The sequence below is a fragment of the Burkholderia sp. MSMB1498 genome, from assembly GCF_001526245.1.
Lineage (GTDB): Bacteria > Pseudomonadota > Gammaproteobacteria > Burkholderiales > Burkholderiaceae > Burkholderia > Burkholderia savannae.
Genome location: NZ_LOYJ01000075.1, coordinates 1 through 15,156 on the forward strand (window position 1 = coordinate 1; position 15,156 = coordinate 15,156).

Sequence of the window (15,156 nt, forward strand, 5' to 3'; positions counted from 1 at the left end):
CCCATGTCCGAGAACGGATGGATATGGTGCGCCGCGTCGAGCGCGCGATATTCGGCGCTCGTGCGGCGCTGCTGCGCGTGTGCGCCGGATGCGGGCGCGGTGGGCGCGGCGGGCGCGACCCACGCCGATTCGTTGTTCAGTCGGTAGCTCATCGTTTCCTCCTGTATGGATGCGGCTGCGTGCGCGTTCAGACGTGCAGCAGCAGATGCTTGCGTTCCCACGAGCTGATCACGCGGAAGAACGCTTCGTATTCGGTTTCCTTCAGCGCGAGGTAGGCCTTCACGAACTTTTCGCCGAGGATGCCGGCGAGCGGCTCGCATGCGCTCATCAGCGTGAGCCCCTCCTCGAGATTGCGCGGCAACTGGTACGGCAGGCTGTAGCCGTCGCTGACGAGCGGCTCGGTCGGCACGAGGCGCTGCGTCATGCCGAGATAGCCCGCCGCGAGCGTGCCCGCGATCGCGAGATACGGATTGCAGTCGACGCCCGGAATGCGGTTCTCGACCCGGCGCGACACCGACGACGAATGCGGAATCCGGAAGCCGACCGTGCGGTTGTCGTAGCCCCACTGCACGTTGATCGGCGCGGCCATGAAGCGCGACAGCCGGCGATACGAGTTGATGTACGGCGCGAAGATCGGCATCAGCGCGGGCGTGTACTTCTGCAGCCCGGCGATATACGCGTAGAACATGTCGGTCGGGCTGCCGTCTTCGGCGGTGAAGAGATTGCGCCCCGTCTCCTCGTTGATGATGCTCTGATGCACGTGCATCGCCGAGCCCGGCTCGTTCTCCATCGGCTTCGCCATGAACGTCGCGTACATGTGATGCCGCAGTGCAGCCTCGCGCACGGTGCGCTTGAACAGGAACACGCGGTCGGCGAGATTCAGCGGATCGCCGTGCAGGAAGTTGATCTCCATCTGCGCTGCGCCGACTTCGTGAATCAGCGTGTCGACTTCGAGATCCTGCACTTCGCAGTACTCGTAGATGTCCTCGAACAGCGGATCGAACTCGTTGACTGCCTCGATCGAGTACGACTGGCGGCCCGTTTCCGGCCGGCCGGTGCGACCGATGGGCGGCGCGAGCGGGAGGTCCGGGTCCTTGTTCATGTCGACCAGATAGAACTCGAGCTCGGGCGCGATCACGGGCTTCCAGCCTTTCGCCTTGTAAAGGTCGAGCACGTGGCGCAGCACGCGGCGCGGCGAGATCTCGACGGGCGTGCCGTCGAAATGCACGCAGTCGTGGATCACCTGCGCGGTCGGATCGATCGCCCACGGAATCAGGCGGATCGTCGATGCGTCGGGCAGGCACACCATGTCGGGATCGGTGACGCCCGTCAGGCTGCCGTCTTCGGGATAATCGCCGGTGACGGTCTGGATCATCACCGCCTGCGGCAGGCGCATCGATTCGCCGGTTTCGAACTTGCTGCGCGGAATGATCTTGCCGCGCGCGATGCCGGCCATGTCCGGGATGATCGCCTCGATTTCGGTGATTCGATGTTTCTTCAGGAATTCGTCGATGTCTTGCATGATCGTTCTCGTTGTAGTGGGCCGGGTCACGCGCCGATCGCGTGCGCCGGCGGCAGGTCGGCGTCGTGCTGCATGCGGGCGAGCATCCGGGCGCGGCACGCGTCGCCGAATGCGCGGAAGATCGCGGTGGATAGCGGATCGTCCGCGTGCTTCCATTCCGGATGCCACTGCACGCCGAGCGCGAATGCGCGTGCGCCCGGCACGGAGATGGCTTCGATCAGCCCGTCGGGCGCGAGCGCCTCGATCGCGAGACCCGCGCCGGGCTGCGCGATGCCTTGCCCGTGCAGCGAGTTCACGCGCGCGTTCGTCTCGCCGCCGCAGAGGCGCTGCAGCAAGCCGCCCGGCGCGAGCCGGATGTCATGCGCGGGCGCGTACTGCGCGTCGAGCGCGTCCTGCTTGTTTTCGCGGTGATCGTCGAGGCCGTCGACCGCATGCACCTGCTGATGCAGCGTGCCGCCGAACACGACGTTCATTTCCTGGAAGCCGCGGCAGATCGCGAGCACCGGTACGCCGGCGTCGATCGCCGCGCGCACGAGCGGCAGCGTCGTCTCGTCGCGCGCGGGATCGTGCAGCGTGCCGGGCGCGCTCGGATGCCCGCCGTAGCGATGCGGCTCGACGTTCGAATGGCTGCCGGTAAACAGCAGCCCGTCGACGGCCGCGAGCACGTCGCGCGCCGCTTGCCGCGCGCCGAGCGCCGGCACGATCATCGCGAGCGCGAGCGCGCCCTCGACGATTGCCGCGATGTATTTTTCGCCGGCGACATGAGATGGATGCGCGCCCATCATCGTTTTGTCAGCGGTGATTCCGACCAATGGTTTGCTTTGCATGAATTTCACGTTTCGATGAATGCCCGGATTGCGAATCGCGCATCGAAAATCGCAATACGGCAGGCGTGACGGGGCCCGTCGGCTTCACGCGATGCGCGAAGTCGATGAGTCGTGGCGCGACGGTCGAACGGCGGCGGCAAGCCGGCAGCCGCACGGCGCGCGATGCAAGGGGATTGCGCTCGCTCTGAGCGAACGCGCGACGCAGCGGGGATGGCCGAGCGCGCGCGTTCGATGTCAGGCCGCTGCGCCGATCAGGCGTCAGGGCGTGCGTTCGAAGCGAACAGCGGCAGAAGGAGAGGCGCTAGGGCAGCAGCGAGGCGACTTCGTCGATGTGCACGGCGATGTAGGCGCGTGCGGAGACGGCGTTGTGACGTCGCACGGAGCGACGGGACAGGATGGTGAATACGGACGGAAGCAGGCGAGGAACAAGCGCGCCGCTGCTGCCGTCGGAGAGGGCGACGTCATGCGGGATGTTCGCCGCATGTCTTCGATCCCACCTTACCAGAGGGCCACGGACTCTCACGATTACACTCGACTGGTGACGTTGAAAGTTTTGAACACCCCGGCTCATCGAACGCATCCTGCGTTTAATAAATCGGGGCGACGGTCCGGCGGCAAGATCGTCAACGTGCTGCATATTTCGGACACCGTCAGAAACGCACCGCAACATGACGATGATGTGACGCCGACCTGTGGATCAGCATATACGAGCCAAAAACGGCGTCAAATATTTTTCAAAAATACGAAGCATCGAGTGCTCGATGGTGGCGGGCATAAATCCTGCGTGAGCGAATGCGCGCCGCAGCGTGCATTATTTCGATCGTCTTGCAGGGTTTTCCCGGACAGAAAACGATTGAAAGTGATTAGAATATTCGACACTCGTGCCATGCAATCGTCGGTCGTCGACGCTCACCAATCGTGTCGGATTCCACATCGATGTCCAATGAAGTCGCCACCCGTCTGCGTCACGTGCGCATGAAGTACGGCCTGTCGCAGCGCGAGCTCGCGAAGCGCGCGGGCGTCACGAACGGCACGATCTCGCTGATCGAGCAGAGCCGCGTGAGTCCTTCGGTAGGATCGCTGAAGAAATTGCTCGAGTGCATTCCGATGAGCCTCGCGGAGTTCTTCACGTTCGAGGTCGACGAGGATCGCTCGGTCGTCTCGCGCCGCGGCGAGATGCCGAATCTCGGCAACGACGCGATCGGCTTCTATCTGGCGGGCTCCGGCGTCAAGGACCGCAACATGTGCATCATGCGCGAGGTCTATCAGCCGCTCGCGGATACAGGCGCGGAAATGCTCACGCACGCGGGGCACGAGGGCGGCGTCGTCGTGTCCGGTCAGATCGAGCTGACCGTCGACGGCACGACGTGGCTGCTCGATCCCGGAGACAGCTACTACTTCGAGAGCCGCTTGCCGCACCGTTTTCGCAATCCCAGCGCGGAACACGTCTGCGAGGTCGTGTCGGCGAATTCGCCGCCCACCTTCTGACGACGCGCCAACGCGATTCGCCGCCGCCCGCGCGTCGCAAGCATGCGGCGCCGGGCATTTAGTTTGCATGGCGAATCAAACCCTACGAGGCTATTCCGATGGACAAGACGACTTTGGCTTACTGGCAGGACAAGGCAGCGACGCTCGCGATCGAGGGGCGCGCATTCATCGGCGGCGCGTACCGCGACGCGCACGGCGGCAAGACGTTCGATTGCGTGAGCCCGATCGACGGCCGCGTGCTCGTGAAAGTCGCCGACTGCGGCGCGGCCGACGTCGACGCGGCGGTGGCGGCCGCGCGGCGCGCGTTCGACGAGCAGGCATGGGCGGGCCTGAACCCGCGCCGGCGCAAGGCGATCCTGCTTCGCTGGGCGGCGCTGATGCGCGAGCATCTCGACGAGCTGTCGCTGCTCGAGACGCTCGACGCGGGCAAGCCGATCGGCGACACGACGACGGTCGACGTGCCGGGCGCCGCGTACTGCGTCGAATGGTTCGCGGAAGCGATCGACAAGGTCGGCGGCGAAGTCGTGCCCGCCGATCATCATCTCGTCGGCCTCGTCACGCGCGAGCCGCTCGGCGTCGTCGCCTCGGTCGTGCCGTGGAATTTCCCGATCCTGATGGCGTCGTGGAAGTTCGGGCCGGCGCTCGCCGCGGGCAACAGCGTCGTGCTGAAGCCGTCGGAGAAATCGCCGCTCACGGCGATCAGGGTCGCGCAGCTCGCGCACGAAGCGGGCATTCCGGCCGGCGTGTTCAACGTCGTGCCGGGCGGCGGCGAGCCGGGCAAGCTGCTCGCGCTGCATCGCGACGTCGACTGTCTCGCGTTCACCGGCTCGACGGGCGTCGGCAAGCTGATCATGCAGTACGCGGGCCAGTCGAACCTGAAGCGCGTGTGGCTCGAGCTCGGCGGCAAATCGCCGAACATCGTGCTGCCCGACTGCCCGGATCTCGATCGCGCGGCGAAGGCGGCGGCGGGCGCGATCTTCTACAACATGGGCGAGATGTGCACGGCGGGCTCGCGCCTGCTCGTGCACCGCGACATCAAGGATGCGTTCCTCGAGAAGCTGATTGCCGCGGCGCGCGCATACAAGCCGGGCAATCCGCTCGACCCGAACGTGTCGATGGGCGCGATCGTCGACGCGATCCAGCTCGAGCGCGTGCTCGGCTACATCGAAGCGGGCCGCGGCGAAGCGAAGCTGCTGTTCGGCGGCGCGCGCGTGAACGAGCAGAGCGGCGGCTTCTACATCGAACCCACCGTGTTCGACGCGGCGCCCGACGCGAAGATCGCGCGCGAAGAGATCTTCGGCCCGGTGCTGTCGGTGATCACGTTCGATTCGATCGACGAAGCGGTGAGGATCGCGAACGATAGCGAATACGGGCTCGGCGCCGCGGTGTGGACCGCGAACCTGACGACCGCGCACGAAGTCGCGCGCCGGCTGCGCGCGGGCACCGTATGGGTCAATTGCTACGACGAAGGGGGCGACATGAATTTCCCGTTCGGCGGCTACAAGCAATCGGGCAACGGCCGCGACAAGTCGTTGCACGCACTGGAGAAGTACACCGAGCTGAAGTCCACGCTCGTTCGGCTGCGCTAAAGGATTCGCAAGCCAGCGCGGCGGCGCGCATGCGTCGCGCCGCCGCGTTCCCAATGAATCCGACGCCGGCGCGCTCGCATTATCGGCGGCATCGCGAGCGCGCCGGTCCCTCCACCGGGTCATTCGATGACTGAAACGCTCTATGGCGACGGCGCGATCCGCCGCTCCTCCCCCTACGGTTCCTCGATCGAAAACACTTACGCGGGCGTGCTGTCGTTCATGCGGCGCAACTACACGCGCGATCTCGGCGGGGTCGACGTCGCCGTGTCCGGCGTGCCGCTCGATCTCGCAACGACGTTCCGCTCCGGCGCGCGCCTCGGCCCCGCCGCGGTGCGCGCGGCGAGCGTGCAGCTTGCCGAGCTGAATCCGTATCCGTGGGGCTTCGATCCGTTCGACGATCTCGCGGTGATCGACTACGGCGACTGCTGGTTCGACGCGCACAATCCGCTCACGATCAAGGCCGCGATTGTTGAGCACGCGCGTGCGATCCTGCAGTCGGACGCGAGGATGCTGACGCTCGGCGGCGACCACTACATCACGTATCCGTTGCTGATCGCGCACGCGCAGAAGTACGGCAAGCCACTGTCGCTGATCCATTTCGACGCGCACTGCGACACATGGGCCGACGACGCGCCCGACAGCCTCAATCACGGCACGATGTTCTACAAGGCGGTCAAAGACGGGCTGATCGATCCGAAGACGTCGGTGCAGGTCGGCATCCGCACGTGGAACGACGATTATCTCGGCATCAACGTGCTCGACGCCGCGTGGGTGCACGAGCACGGTGTGCGCGCGGCGCTCGAGCGCATCGGCTCGATCGTCGGCGACCGGCCCGCGTATCTGACGTTCGACATCGACTGCCTCGATCCCGCGTTCGCGCCGGGCACGGGCACGCCGGTCGCGGGCGGGCTGTCGTCCGCGCAGGCGCTCGCGATCGTGCGCGGTCTCGGCGGCGTGAACCTGATCGGCGCGGACGTCGTCGAAGTCGCGCCCGCGTACGATCAGAGCGAAATCACGGCGATCGCGGCCGCGCATGTCGCGTGCGATCTGCTGTGTCTGTGGCGGCAGCGCAAGGTCGGCGCGCGTTGACGCGATCACGCGGCGATCGGCGGGCGGAGCGGCTGGACGGCGGCTCGACGGGAGGTGCTCCCGGAAGTGTTCGCCGTCCAGGCCATGGCGCTCCGGCCGCTAGACCCGCCGCCAATGCATTGCCCGCCGAACGTGCCGCGATTCCCGCAATTGCTGCGTTCATTCTCGGCGATGCGTCGCCTCGATCCGCGTCGGCGGGGATTTCGACGGGTGTACGGCGGATTGAAGCTCGACAGGTGGTGGGAGGCGTCATCAATAAGCAGGTCGAGCTCGCAGAAACGCCTTCGGGCATGAGCTCCCCGATCGCCCGGCAGACATGCGATGCGCGTGCGCTTCATTGCATGCGGAAGGTGGATTTCAGTCCATTTCAGGCGGATATGCGTCCATTATCCAAACGACCGGACGCATTGGCGTTGACGCGGAGATAACGCGGTCTATATCGTACAGAGGCTTTGCAAATCGGCATCGCAGGTAGAAAGGAGGCAGTCGGCTCCGATCGTCGTGCAAACGGTTTGCGGTCACGAAGTCGTTTTGATCGCGCATATCTCGCGACGAGGACAACATGAAAATGAATATCGTCACGCGCACGCTCACGATGTCACCGCTGATGCTGGCGGCGGCTTGCAGTCAGATGCCCTTTGGCGGTACGGACACCGCCAAGTACGGGACCGCCTATATCAAGGAACATCTTGTCACCGGTGTCACGACGCAGGAGCAGGTGCGGACGCTGTACGGCAATCCGGATCGCAAGATGATGTACAGCGATGGAGGGGAGAGCTGGGATTACGATTTCAACCCCGGTTATAATCAGGTCAGCCATGCCGTTGGTTATCTGTGGGGTTCGATCCCGAAGCCCGGAACGAGTGGCGTGACGGGCAATGCAGTCGGCACCGCGAACCAGGGCGTGTTCGACAAGATTTATTCCAGGGATGCACGGAAGTCGTTGTCGGTCACCTTCAAGAAGGGGGTCGTTTCAAATTACTATATTTCCGGAAAATAGCATCGCGGCATTGCGCCCGGCATACGTCGCAGAGCGGGTATGACTCGCCGTCCCTTGCGTGGGCCACGAATGAAATTCGCGCAAAAGCGCATCACGCCGTTTCCGCGGCGGACCTTGTTCGTCGAAGAACGGGACGGGGCCACGCGGGCGCTGTCGTCACGGCGATTCGAAGCTGGTGTGCGTTCTTCGCATCGCTTACACTCATTCGCGTTGCCGATAGGCCGATGAGCCGGAGATTCCCGGCCATGTTCGGAATATCGCCCTTTGCCCGGCCGGCAAAGGCGCTGGCCGATTCACGCGGATCGGGGGCCACTTGGACAAAACACCCGGCATCGGTATTTACCGCTGCACGACGCTGGAGATTCCGGCGCGTGACAGATTCGACGCGTGGGCGGCAGGCGGCAGCTGCCAGTATTCGATCGTCGACAGCGCCGGTGTGCCGTTCGATTGGGAATCGAGCGGCGCCACGGTGGGGCCGCTGTCGATCGGCTGGCATACCTGGTTGCATCCGTCGCGGCGAGCCGTGATCAAGGCCGATAGATCCTCTCGCCAGATTGCCGCGCGCGGGCTGGATCTTTACCAGTTCACGATTCATCTCGATGCCGGGTTCGTCTGGCGAAGCGGACCGGAACCATCGTTCAAGCAACGCAATGAACTGTACGTGATCGACGCAACCCAGCCGTTCGAATCGGAGATCACGACGGGCAACGTCGTTTGGATGGCGATACCCCGATCGTTGCTGCCGGAAACGGCGGAATGGCTGCACGGGAAATCGCTGAAGCAGGGAGTCGGTCAACTGTTCGCCGATCACCTGCGTTCGCTGGTCGCGAACCTGCCGCGTTTGAACGCCGACGACATCGGTCCCGTCGTCCAGGCGACGCTGCATCTCGCAAGCGCTTGCGCGGCGCGCAGCCCGGATCTGTTCGAGCAGGCCAACGCGGCCATCGAAAGCGCGTTGCAGCAGCGTGTGAAAAACTACATCGATGCGAACCTGTCGAGCCTCGAGCTGACGCCTGATCTGATCTGCAAGCAGGTCGGTCTTTCGCGATCGAAGCTCTATCAGTTGTTCGAGCCGCATGGTGGCGTGATGCGGCAGATACAGCGCAAGCGTCTCGAATCGGCCTATCGCATGCTCGCCGATCCGGCGTACGTCCGGGAGTCGATCGCGACGATCGCATGGCGACACGGCTTTCGCGACGAAAAATATTTCAGCCGGATCTTCAAGGCCGAATTCGGTCATCCGCCGAGCGAGACGCTGGAGCGGGCCGGGCAACGGCTGCATCGGTGACGCCGCGCTGCCGGCGCGGGCCGGCGGCGGCGCCGCTGCGAAATGAAACAGGGCCGATCGCTGTGCGATCCCGGCCGCCGATCCGGCCTGCCGCCGCTAATGCCATCCATCGATAAGTTTTTGCGAATCCGTTATTGGAGCGATCGGTGACACGTTTCTATACTCGGGTTCCGGTTGGCACTCATTGAACTCGAGTGCCAGAACTTCGATAAAGGAAACGTGAGAATGAGCCTACGTCCGCTACACGATCGCGTCATCGTCAAGCGACTCGATCAGGAAACCAAGACCGCGTCGGGCATCGTGATTCCCGACAGCGCGGCCGAAAAGCCCGACCAGGGCGAGATCCTCGCGGTCGGCCCCGGCCGGCGCGACGCCGACGGCAAGCGCATCGAGCCCGACGTGAAGGTCGGCGAGCGCGTGCTGTTCGGCAAGTACGCCGGGCAGCCCGTGAAGGTCGACGGCAACGAATTGCTGGTGCTGCGCGAAGAAGAGATCGTCGCAGTCGTCCATTCCTGAGCGGGGAGCATCGAATCATGGCAGCGAAAGAAATCATTTTTCACGACGGCGCGCGCACGAGGCTCGTCGAAGGCGTCAATCTGCTCGCGAACGCGGTGAAAGTCACGCTCGGCCCGAAAGGCCGCAACGTCGTGCTCGAGCGCAGCTTCGGCGCACCCGTCGTCACGAAGGACGGCGTATCGGTTGCGAAGGAGATCGAGCTCGCCGACAAGGTGCAGAACATCGGCGCGCAGCTCGTGAAGGAAGTCGCGTCGAAGACGAGCGACGCGGCGGGCGACGGCACGACGACGGCCACCGTGCTCGCGCAGGCGATCGTTCGCGAAGGGCAAAAGTACGTCGCGGCGGGCCTGAATCCGCTCGATCTGAAGCGCGGCATCGACAAGGCCGTTGCCGCCGCGGTCGAGGAGCTGAAGAAGATCAGCAAGCCGACGACGACGAGCAAGGAAATCGCGCAGGTCGCGACGATCTCGGCGAACGGCGAGGAATCGATCGGCCAGCGCATCGCCGAGGCGATCGACCGCGTCGGCAAGGAGGGCGTGATCACCGTCGAGGACGGCAAGTCGCTCGCCGACGAGCTCGACGTCGTCGAAGGGCTGCAGTTCGATCGCGGCTACCTGTCGCCGTACTTCATCAACAATCCCGACCGCCAGCTCGCGGTGCTCGACGAGCCGTTCATCCTGCTGCACGACAAGAAGATCTCGAACATCCGCGATCTGCTGCCGGTGCTCGAGCAGGTCGCGAAGGCGGGCCGGCCGCTTCTCATCGTCGCCGAGGATATCGAGGGCGAGGCGCTCGCGACGCTCGTCGTCAACAACATCCGCGGCATCCTGAAGACCGTCGCGGTGAAGGCGCCCGGCTTCGGCGATCGCCGCAAGGCGCTGCTCGAGGACATCGCGATCCTGACGGGCGGCCAGGTGATCGCCGAGGAAACCGGCCTCACGCTCGAAAAGGCGACGCTGCAGGAGCTCGGCCGCGCGAAGCGCATCGAGGTGGGCAAGGAAAACACGACGCTCATCGACGGCGCGGGCGAGAAGGCGAACATCGAGGCGCGCGTGAAGCAGATTCGCGCGCAGATCGCCGATGCGACGTCCGACTACGATCGCGAGAAGCTGCAGGAGCGCGTCGCGAAGCTCGCGGGCGGCGTCGCGGTGATCAAGGTCGGCGGCGCGACCGAAATCGAAGTGAAGGAGAAGAAGGACCGCGTCGACGACGCGCTGCACGCGACGCGCGCGGCCGTGGAGGAAGGCATCGTGCCGGGCGGCGGCGTCGCGCTGATTCGCGTGAAGCAGGCGATCGCGGACCTCGCGGCGGCGAACGCCGATCAGAAGGCCGGCATCAGCATCGTGTTGCGCGCGCTCGAGGAGCCGTTGCGCCAGATCGTCGCGAACGCGGGCGAGGAGGCGAGCGTCGTCGTCGCGACGGTCGCGGCCGGCAAGGGCAACTACGGCTACAACGCGGCGACCGGCGAATACGGCGATCTCGTCGAATCGGGCGTGCTCGATCCGACGAAGGTCACGCGCACCGCGCTGCAAAACGCGGCGTCGGTCGCGGGCCTGCTGCTCACGACCGATGCGACCGTCCACGAAGCGCCGAAGGATGCGCCGCCCGCCGCGCCGGCCGGCGTGCCGGGCGCGGGCGGTCCGGGCTTCGACTTCTGAGCGAATCGCGCGACGCGCGAGGTGCGCGGCTCGACGGGCCGCGTGCCTCGGCGGCGCGTGCGGCGCGCGCCCGGTGCGACGCGATGCCGCAATCCTTCGCGCGTGACGTCGAACGCGAAGCGGAGCACGCGACGCATGAAGCGAAACATGGTCGACCGAACCGAGCGCTCGCCACGCGACAGGCGTCGAACCGACTGTTCGGCGCCTGTCGCATCGCGTTTATTTCTCGCGCTCATAAGCGTCCGACAAAACGTTGGTTTGTCTGCCGGCGCGATGCCGCTAACGTAACGCGCACGAATTAATGCGATTACCATCGCATTCGACCAACACGACACGACCGGGGACGCGACGCATGCGGGCGCACACAGACAAGATCATTCACTGGCTGCTGTCGAGCCTCGAGCCCGTCGGCTCGATCTTTCATGTCGGCCAGTATTGCGGCGACGGCTGGCGCGCGTCGACGGCCGGGCGCGCGAAGGCGAGCTTCCACGTCGTGCTGAGCGGCCGCTGCCGGCTGCACTTTTTCGACGGCCGCGCGAGCGTGCCGCTCGCCGAAGGCGACGCGGCATTCCTGATGCGCGACGTCCCGCATGCGCTGACATCCGGCGCGAAGCCGCCCGTTCGCGCGCGCGACGCCGCGCGCGCGGCGCAGCCGGCGATGCAGCGCTTCGACCCCGGCGCGCCCGACGCGGTCGGCCTCGCATGCGGCTTTCTCGCGTTCCGCAGCGGCTCGAGCGACTGGATCGCATCGTACCTGCCCGATTGCCTCGTGGTCCGGCGCGCCAGCGCGGCGGCCGCGCAGATTCATGCGATCGTCGGGCTGATTCGCGCGGAGGCGGCGAAGCCCGGCTCGTTCGACGAGCCGTCGCCGCTCATCGCGCGGCTGACCGAGCTGCTGTTCTTCTACGCGGTGCGCGACGCGGTGGACGACGATTCGCTCGCGAGCGGCCTCGCGCCGCTGATGCGCCGCGCCGAGTTCGCGAGCCTGATCGCGGCCGTCATCGATCGGCCCGGCGACCCATGGACGACCGACGCGATGGCGTCGTTCGCGCACATGTCGCGTGCGACGTTCTTCAAGCGCTTCGTCGATGCGTGCGGCCAGCCGCCCGCCCAATTCGTCACGTTTATCCGGATGAAGATCGCGGCCGAGATGCTGCGGCAGGGCGAGGCGATCGCGCGCGTCGCCGAATGGGTCGGCTATCAGTCGGAATCGGCGTTCGCGCATGCGTTCAAGCGCATCGTCGGGCTGCAGCCGGGCGCGTACCGGCGTGAACAGGGCGAGGCGCCGCCGCGCGGCGGCGCGCATGCCGCGGGAGCGAACGCCGCGCTGCATTGAGCGCGCGCCGTCGAAGCGGCGCCGAGCACTGAGCGCCGGGCGGCGGCGATCGTTTCGTCCGTTCGTACTTCGCTGCGCACGCGTGGACGAATCCGCAGCACTCGCAGACCTTCGCGCATTGCCCGCCGGCGGCGCGCTTCGGACAATGAGGCATTCCACCAGGAGCCTCACATGAGCCGCCTCCCTCTTCTCACGCCGAGCGACGCGCCCGAAGCGAGCGTGCCGTATCTGACGCGCGTGCTGAACAACACCGGCTTCCTGCCGAATCTCGTCGCGTCGCTCGCGAATGCGCCGACCGCGCTCGAAACGTACCTGACGGTCGCCGAGATCAACGGCCGCAGCGGCCTCACGCTCGCCGAGCGCGAGGCGGTGCAGATCACGGCCGCCGCGACGCACGGCTGCGGCTTTTGCGTCGCCGGGCACACCGCCGTCGCGCTGAAGAAGGCGCACGTGCCGAACGCGGACGTCGGCGCGCTGCGCGCGGGCGAGCCGCCCGCTGACGCGCGCCTTGCGGCCGTCGCGACGTTCACGCGCGCCGTGATCGCGGCGCGCGGCGCGGTCGGCGACGCGCAGTTCGATGCGTTCGTCGCCGCCGGTTTCACGCGCGCGAACGCGCTCGAGGTCGTGCTCGGCGTGAGCCTCGCGACGCTCTGCAATTTCGCGAACAACCTCGCGCAGAACGAATTGAATCCTGAACTGGCCGCCTACCGATGGGAACCTCGCACGCAAACCGCATGACCCGGATCGCGCTCGATCCGGCGCTGACCGATTGGCTCGACGCACACGCGGCGTCGCTCGACGCTTCGTCGGAAGCGAAGCAGCAACTCGTGCCGCGCCTTGCGGCGGCGGGCGCGTTTCATGCGGGCCTGCCGGTGCGCGATGGCGAAGCGGGCGACGTCGTCGAGGCGGTGGCGACGATCGCCGCGCTCGCGCGGCATTCGCTGACGGCCGCGTTCGTGTGCTGGGCGCAGCGGACGTTAGTCGAATATCTGCTGCACAGCCCGAACGCCGAGTTGCGCGCGCGCTGGCTGCCGGCGCTGCTGAGCGGCGACGCGGCCGGCGCGACCGGCTTGTCGAACGCGATGAAGTATCTGCAGGGGATCGAATCGCTCCAGCTCGACGCAACGCCCGATCCTTCGTGTTCCGAAGCATGGCGGCTGAACGGCGCGCTGCCGTGGGTGACGAACGTACGGCCGGGCGGCGCGCTCGTCGCGGTCGCCGTCGCGCACGAAGGGCGCGCGGCGTCGATCTTCGCGGTGCGCGACGATGCGGCGGGCGTCGCGCGGAGCGACGATCTCGATCTGATCGCCTTGCGCGGCAGCAACACGGCGGCGCTGCGTTTCACCGACGTGGCGCTGGACGCGCGCTGGCGGATTCACGACGACGCGCATGCGTTTCTGCCCGCCGTGCGGCCCGCGTTCCTCGGGATGCAGTGCGCGATGGCGATCGGGCTTGCGAGCCGGTCGCTCGACGAGGCGGGCCGTTCGGCGGACGCCACGCGGCGAATCCTCGATGCCGAAATCGCCGGCGCGAGCGACGCGCTCGACGTGACGGCCGGGCGGCTCGTCGCCGGGTTGCACGACGGCGCGTTCGGCGCGCAGCGCGCGCGGCTCTTCGAGATTCGGATCGCGCTCGCCGAGCTCGTGCAGACTGCCGTGCAGCTCGAACTGCAGGCGAGCGGCGGACGCGCGTACGTGCGGCGCGACGGTGCCGACAACGGTTTCGAACGGCGCTGGCGCGAGGCCGCGTTTGTGCCGGTCGTCACGCCGAGCCTCGTGCAGCTGAAGAGCGAGCTCGCGAAACACGCGGCGCGCGACGCCGCATGAGCGCGCCGTGGCTCGACGCCCGCGCGCTGACGCTCGGCTACGACGCGGCGCGGCCGCCCGTGCTCGACCGCTTCGATCTCGCGGTGGGCGCGGGCGAGTTGGTCGCGGTGCTCGGCGCGAGCGGCGCGGGCAAGTCGAGCCTGTTGCGCGTGCTGGCGGGCTTGCGCCGGCCCGCGTCCGGCACGATCGAGATCTCGGGCCGCCCGCTCGACGGGCCGCATCCGCACGTCGTGCTGATGTTCCAGGAAGCGAGCCTGCTGCCGTGGCTGTCGGTCGAGCGCAACGTCGCGTTCGGGCTCGGCTTCAAGCGGCAGCCGCGCCTGTCGCGCGGCGAGCGCGCGCGCCGCGTCGCATGGGCGATCGATGAAGTCGGGCTCGCGCACGCACGCGGCTACCATCCGGCGCAACTGTCGGGCGGGATGGCGCAGCGCGTCGCGCTCGCACGCGCGATCGCGCGGCAGCCGCAGGTGCTGCTGCTCGACGAGCCGTTCGGCGCGCTCGACGCCGCGACGCGCACCGACATGCAGGACCTGCTGCTGCGCGTCGTCGCCGACACGCGTGCGGCGACTGTGCTTGTCACGCACGACATCGACGAGGCGCTGCGCGTCGCCGACCGGGTCGTGCTGCTCGACGGGCGCGGCGGGACGGCCGGCGCTTGGACGGTTGCGTCGCGCGCGGCGGCGGCGGGCGGATGCGTCGAGACGCTGTCGGAAGTCGGCGAAGGGTGCGATGCGCGCGCCGCGCGGAATGAGCGGAATGGGCGGAATGAGCGGGACGCATGCGGCGCGCTCGCGATCGACGCCGCGCGCGGCCGTGGCGCGATGTCCGAACGATCCGAAGCGCCCGGCGCTTGCGCCGCGCCGGCCGCGCCCGATGCGTTGCGGGCGGCATGCGACCGGCGCGGGCCGCGGGAACGCCGCGAGCTGCGTGAGCTGCATGAGCTGCGTGAGCGGATCGAGGGGCACGACCCGCTCGACCCGCTCGACCCGCTTGAACGATTCGACCGTCTCGACGCGC

General features: G+C 66.9%; 13 protein-coding genes and 2 pseudogenes. 11 read left to right on the forward strand and 4 right to left on the reverse strand.

From position 1 onward, the window contains the following. The 4 genes and pseudogenes from WS91_RS33465 to WS91_RS37385 form a co-directional block, all read right to left on the reverse strand. Positions 1–152: pseudogene (locus tag WS91_RS33465) on the reverse strand (aspartate aminotransferase family protein); the annotation flags it as partial. A gap of 35 nt (positions 153–187) precedes the next feature. Further along, on the reverse strand, positions 188–1,522 hold the full coding sequence (locus WS91_RS16790) for a glutamine synthetase family protein (RefSeq protein WP_059579553.1): 1,335 nt from the start codon (positions 1,520–1,522) through the stop codon (positions 188–190). 26 nt (positions 1,523–1,548) lie between these two features. Continuing rightward, on the reverse strand, positions 1,549–2,349 hold the full coding sequence (locus WS91_RS16795) for a gamma-glutamyl-gamma-aminobutyrate hydrolase family protein (protein ID WP_082744994.1): 801 nt from the start codon (positions 2,347–2,349) through the stop codon (positions 1,549–1,551). Between the two features lie 301 nt (positions 2,350–2,650). Then, positions 2,651–2,854, reverse strand: coding sequence for a hypothetical protein (locus WS91_RS37385; protein ID WP_226377325.1), 204 nt, complete (start codon positions 2,852–2,854; stop codon positions 2,651–2,653). A 431-nt stretch (positions 2,855–3,285) separates the two neighbouring features. On the opposite strand from WS91_RS37385, the gene WS91_RS16800 reads away from it, so the two are divergent. The 11 genes and pseudogenes from WS91_RS16800 to WS91_RS37390 all read left to right on the forward strand — a co-directional run. Continuing rightward, positions 3,286–3,837 (forward strand): cupin domain-containing protein, encoded by a 552-nt coding sequence (locus WS91_RS16800; RefSeq protein ID WP_059670644.1) that lies wholly within the window; start codon positions 3,286–3,288, stop codon positions 3,835–3,837. A 98-nt stretch (positions 3,838–3,935) separates the two neighbouring features. Then, positions 3,936–5,426 carry an aldehyde dehydrogenase gene (locus WS91_RS16805; protein ID WP_059670645.1) on the forward strand — a complete coding sequence of 497 codons (1,491 nt, stop codon included), beginning with the start codon at positions 3,936–3,938 and terminating at the stop codon, positions 5,424–5,426. Between the two features lie 126 nt (positions 5,427–5,552). Continuing rightward, positions 5,553–6,515 (forward strand): agmatinase, encoded by a 963-nt coding sequence (gene speB / locus WS91_RS16810; RefSeq protein ID WP_059642581.1) that lies wholly within the window; start codon positions 5,553–5,555, stop codon positions 6,513–6,515. 562 nt (positions 6,516–7,077) lie between these two features. Beyond that, complete coding sequence (locus WS91_RS16815) at positions 7,078–7,515, forward strand: hypothetical protein (RefSeq protein ID WP_059670646.1); 438 nt, start codon at positions 7,078–7,080, stop codon at positions 7,513–7,515. Positions 7,516–7,828: 313 nt separating this feature from the next. After that, entirely contained in the window at positions 7,829–8,803 is a 975-nt protein-coding gene (locus WS91_RS16820) for a helix-turn-helix domain-containing protein (protein WP_052145151.1), read from the forward strand. Positions 8,804–9,028: 225 nt separating this feature from the next. Then, positions 9,029–9,319 (forward strand): co-chaperone GroES, encoded by a 291-nt coding sequence (locus WS91_RS16825; RefSeq protein ID WP_038752798.1) that lies wholly within the window; start codon positions 9,029–9,031, stop codon positions 9,317–9,319. A gap of 17 nt (positions 9,320–9,336) precedes the next feature. After that, complete coding sequence (groL, locus tag WS91_RS16830) at positions 9,337–10,977, forward strand: chaperonin GroEL (RefSeq protein ID WP_059579576.1); 1,641 nt, start codon at positions 9,337–9,339, stop codon at positions 10,975–10,977. Between the two features lie 352 nt (positions 10,978–11,329). Further along, complete coding sequence (locus WS91_RS16835; RefSeq protein WP_059670647.1) at positions 11,330–12,313, forward strand: AraC family transcriptional regulator; 984 nt, start codon at positions 11,330–11,332, stop codon at positions 12,311–12,313. Positions 12,314–12,484: 171 nt separating this feature from the next. Next, entirely contained in the window at positions 12,485–13,051 is a 567-nt protein-coding gene (locus WS91_RS16840; RefSeq protein WP_059642590.1) for a carboxymuconolactone decarboxylase family protein, read from the forward strand. Beyond that, positions 13,024–14,139 carry an acyl-CoA dehydrogenase family protein gene (locus WS91_RS16845; RefSeq protein WP_059670648.1) on the forward strand — a complete coding sequence of 372 codons (1,116 nt, stop codon included), beginning with the start codon at positions 13,024–13,026 and terminating at the stop codon, positions 14,137–14,139. Before WS91_RS16840 ends, WS91_RS16845 begins: the two co-directional genes overlap by 28 nt. Continuing rightward, positions 14,136–14,804: pseudogene (locus tag WS91_RS37390) on the forward strand (ABC transporter ATP-binding protein); the annotation flags it as partial. The gene WS91_RS16845 and the pseudogene WS91_RS37390, both read left to right, overlap by 4 nt. Between the last annotated feature and the right edge of the window lie 352 nt (positions 14,805–15,156).

What these genes read in the sequence shown, in the direction of transcription:
- WS91_RS16790 (WP_059579553.1), bottom strand. Translation starts at nt 1,522, where the DNA reads ATGCAAGACATCGACGAATTCCTGAAGAAACATCGAATCACCGAAATC.
- WS91_RS16795 (WP_082744994.1), bottom strand. Translation starts at nt 2,349, where the DNA reads ATGCAAAGCAAACCATTGGTCGGAATCACCGCTGACAAAACGATGATG.
- WS91_RS16800 (WP_059670644.1), top strand. Translation starts at nt 3,286, where the DNA reads ATGTCCAATGAAGTCGCCACCCGTCTGCGTCACGTGCGCATGAAGTAC.
- WS91_RS16805 (WP_059670645.1), top strand. Translation starts at nt 3,936, where the DNA reads ATGGACAAGACGACTTTGGCTTACTGGCAGGACAAGGCAGCGACGCTC.
- speB (WP_059642581.1), top strand. Translation starts at nt 5,553, where the DNA reads ATGACTGAAACGCTCTATGGCGACGGCGCGATCCGCCGCTCCTCCCCC.
- WS91_RS16815 (WP_059670646.1), top strand. Translation starts at nt 7,078, where the DNA reads ATGAAAATGAATATCGTCACGCGCACGCTCACGATGTCACCGCTGATG.
- WS91_RS16825 (WP_038752798.1), top strand. Translation starts at nt 9,029, where the DNA reads ATGAGCCTACGTCCGCTACACGATCGCGTCATCGTCAAGCGACTCGAT.
- groL (WP_059579576.1), top strand. Translation starts at nt 9,337, where the DNA reads ATGGCAGCGAAAGAAATCATTTTTCACGACGGCGCGCGCACGAGGCTC.
- WS91_RS16835 (WP_059670647.1), top strand. Translation starts at nt 11,330, where the DNA reads ATGCGGGCGCACACAGACAAGATCATTCACTGGCTGCTGTCGAGCCTC.
- WS91_RS16840 (WP_059642590.1), top strand. Translation starts at nt 12,485, where the DNA reads ATGAGCCGCCTCCCTCTTCTCACGCCGAGCGACGCGCCCGAAGCGAGC.
- WS91_RS16845 (WP_059670648.1), top strand. Translation starts at nt 13,024, where the DNA reads ATGGGAACCTCGCACGCAAACCGCATGACCCGGATCGCGCTCGATCCG.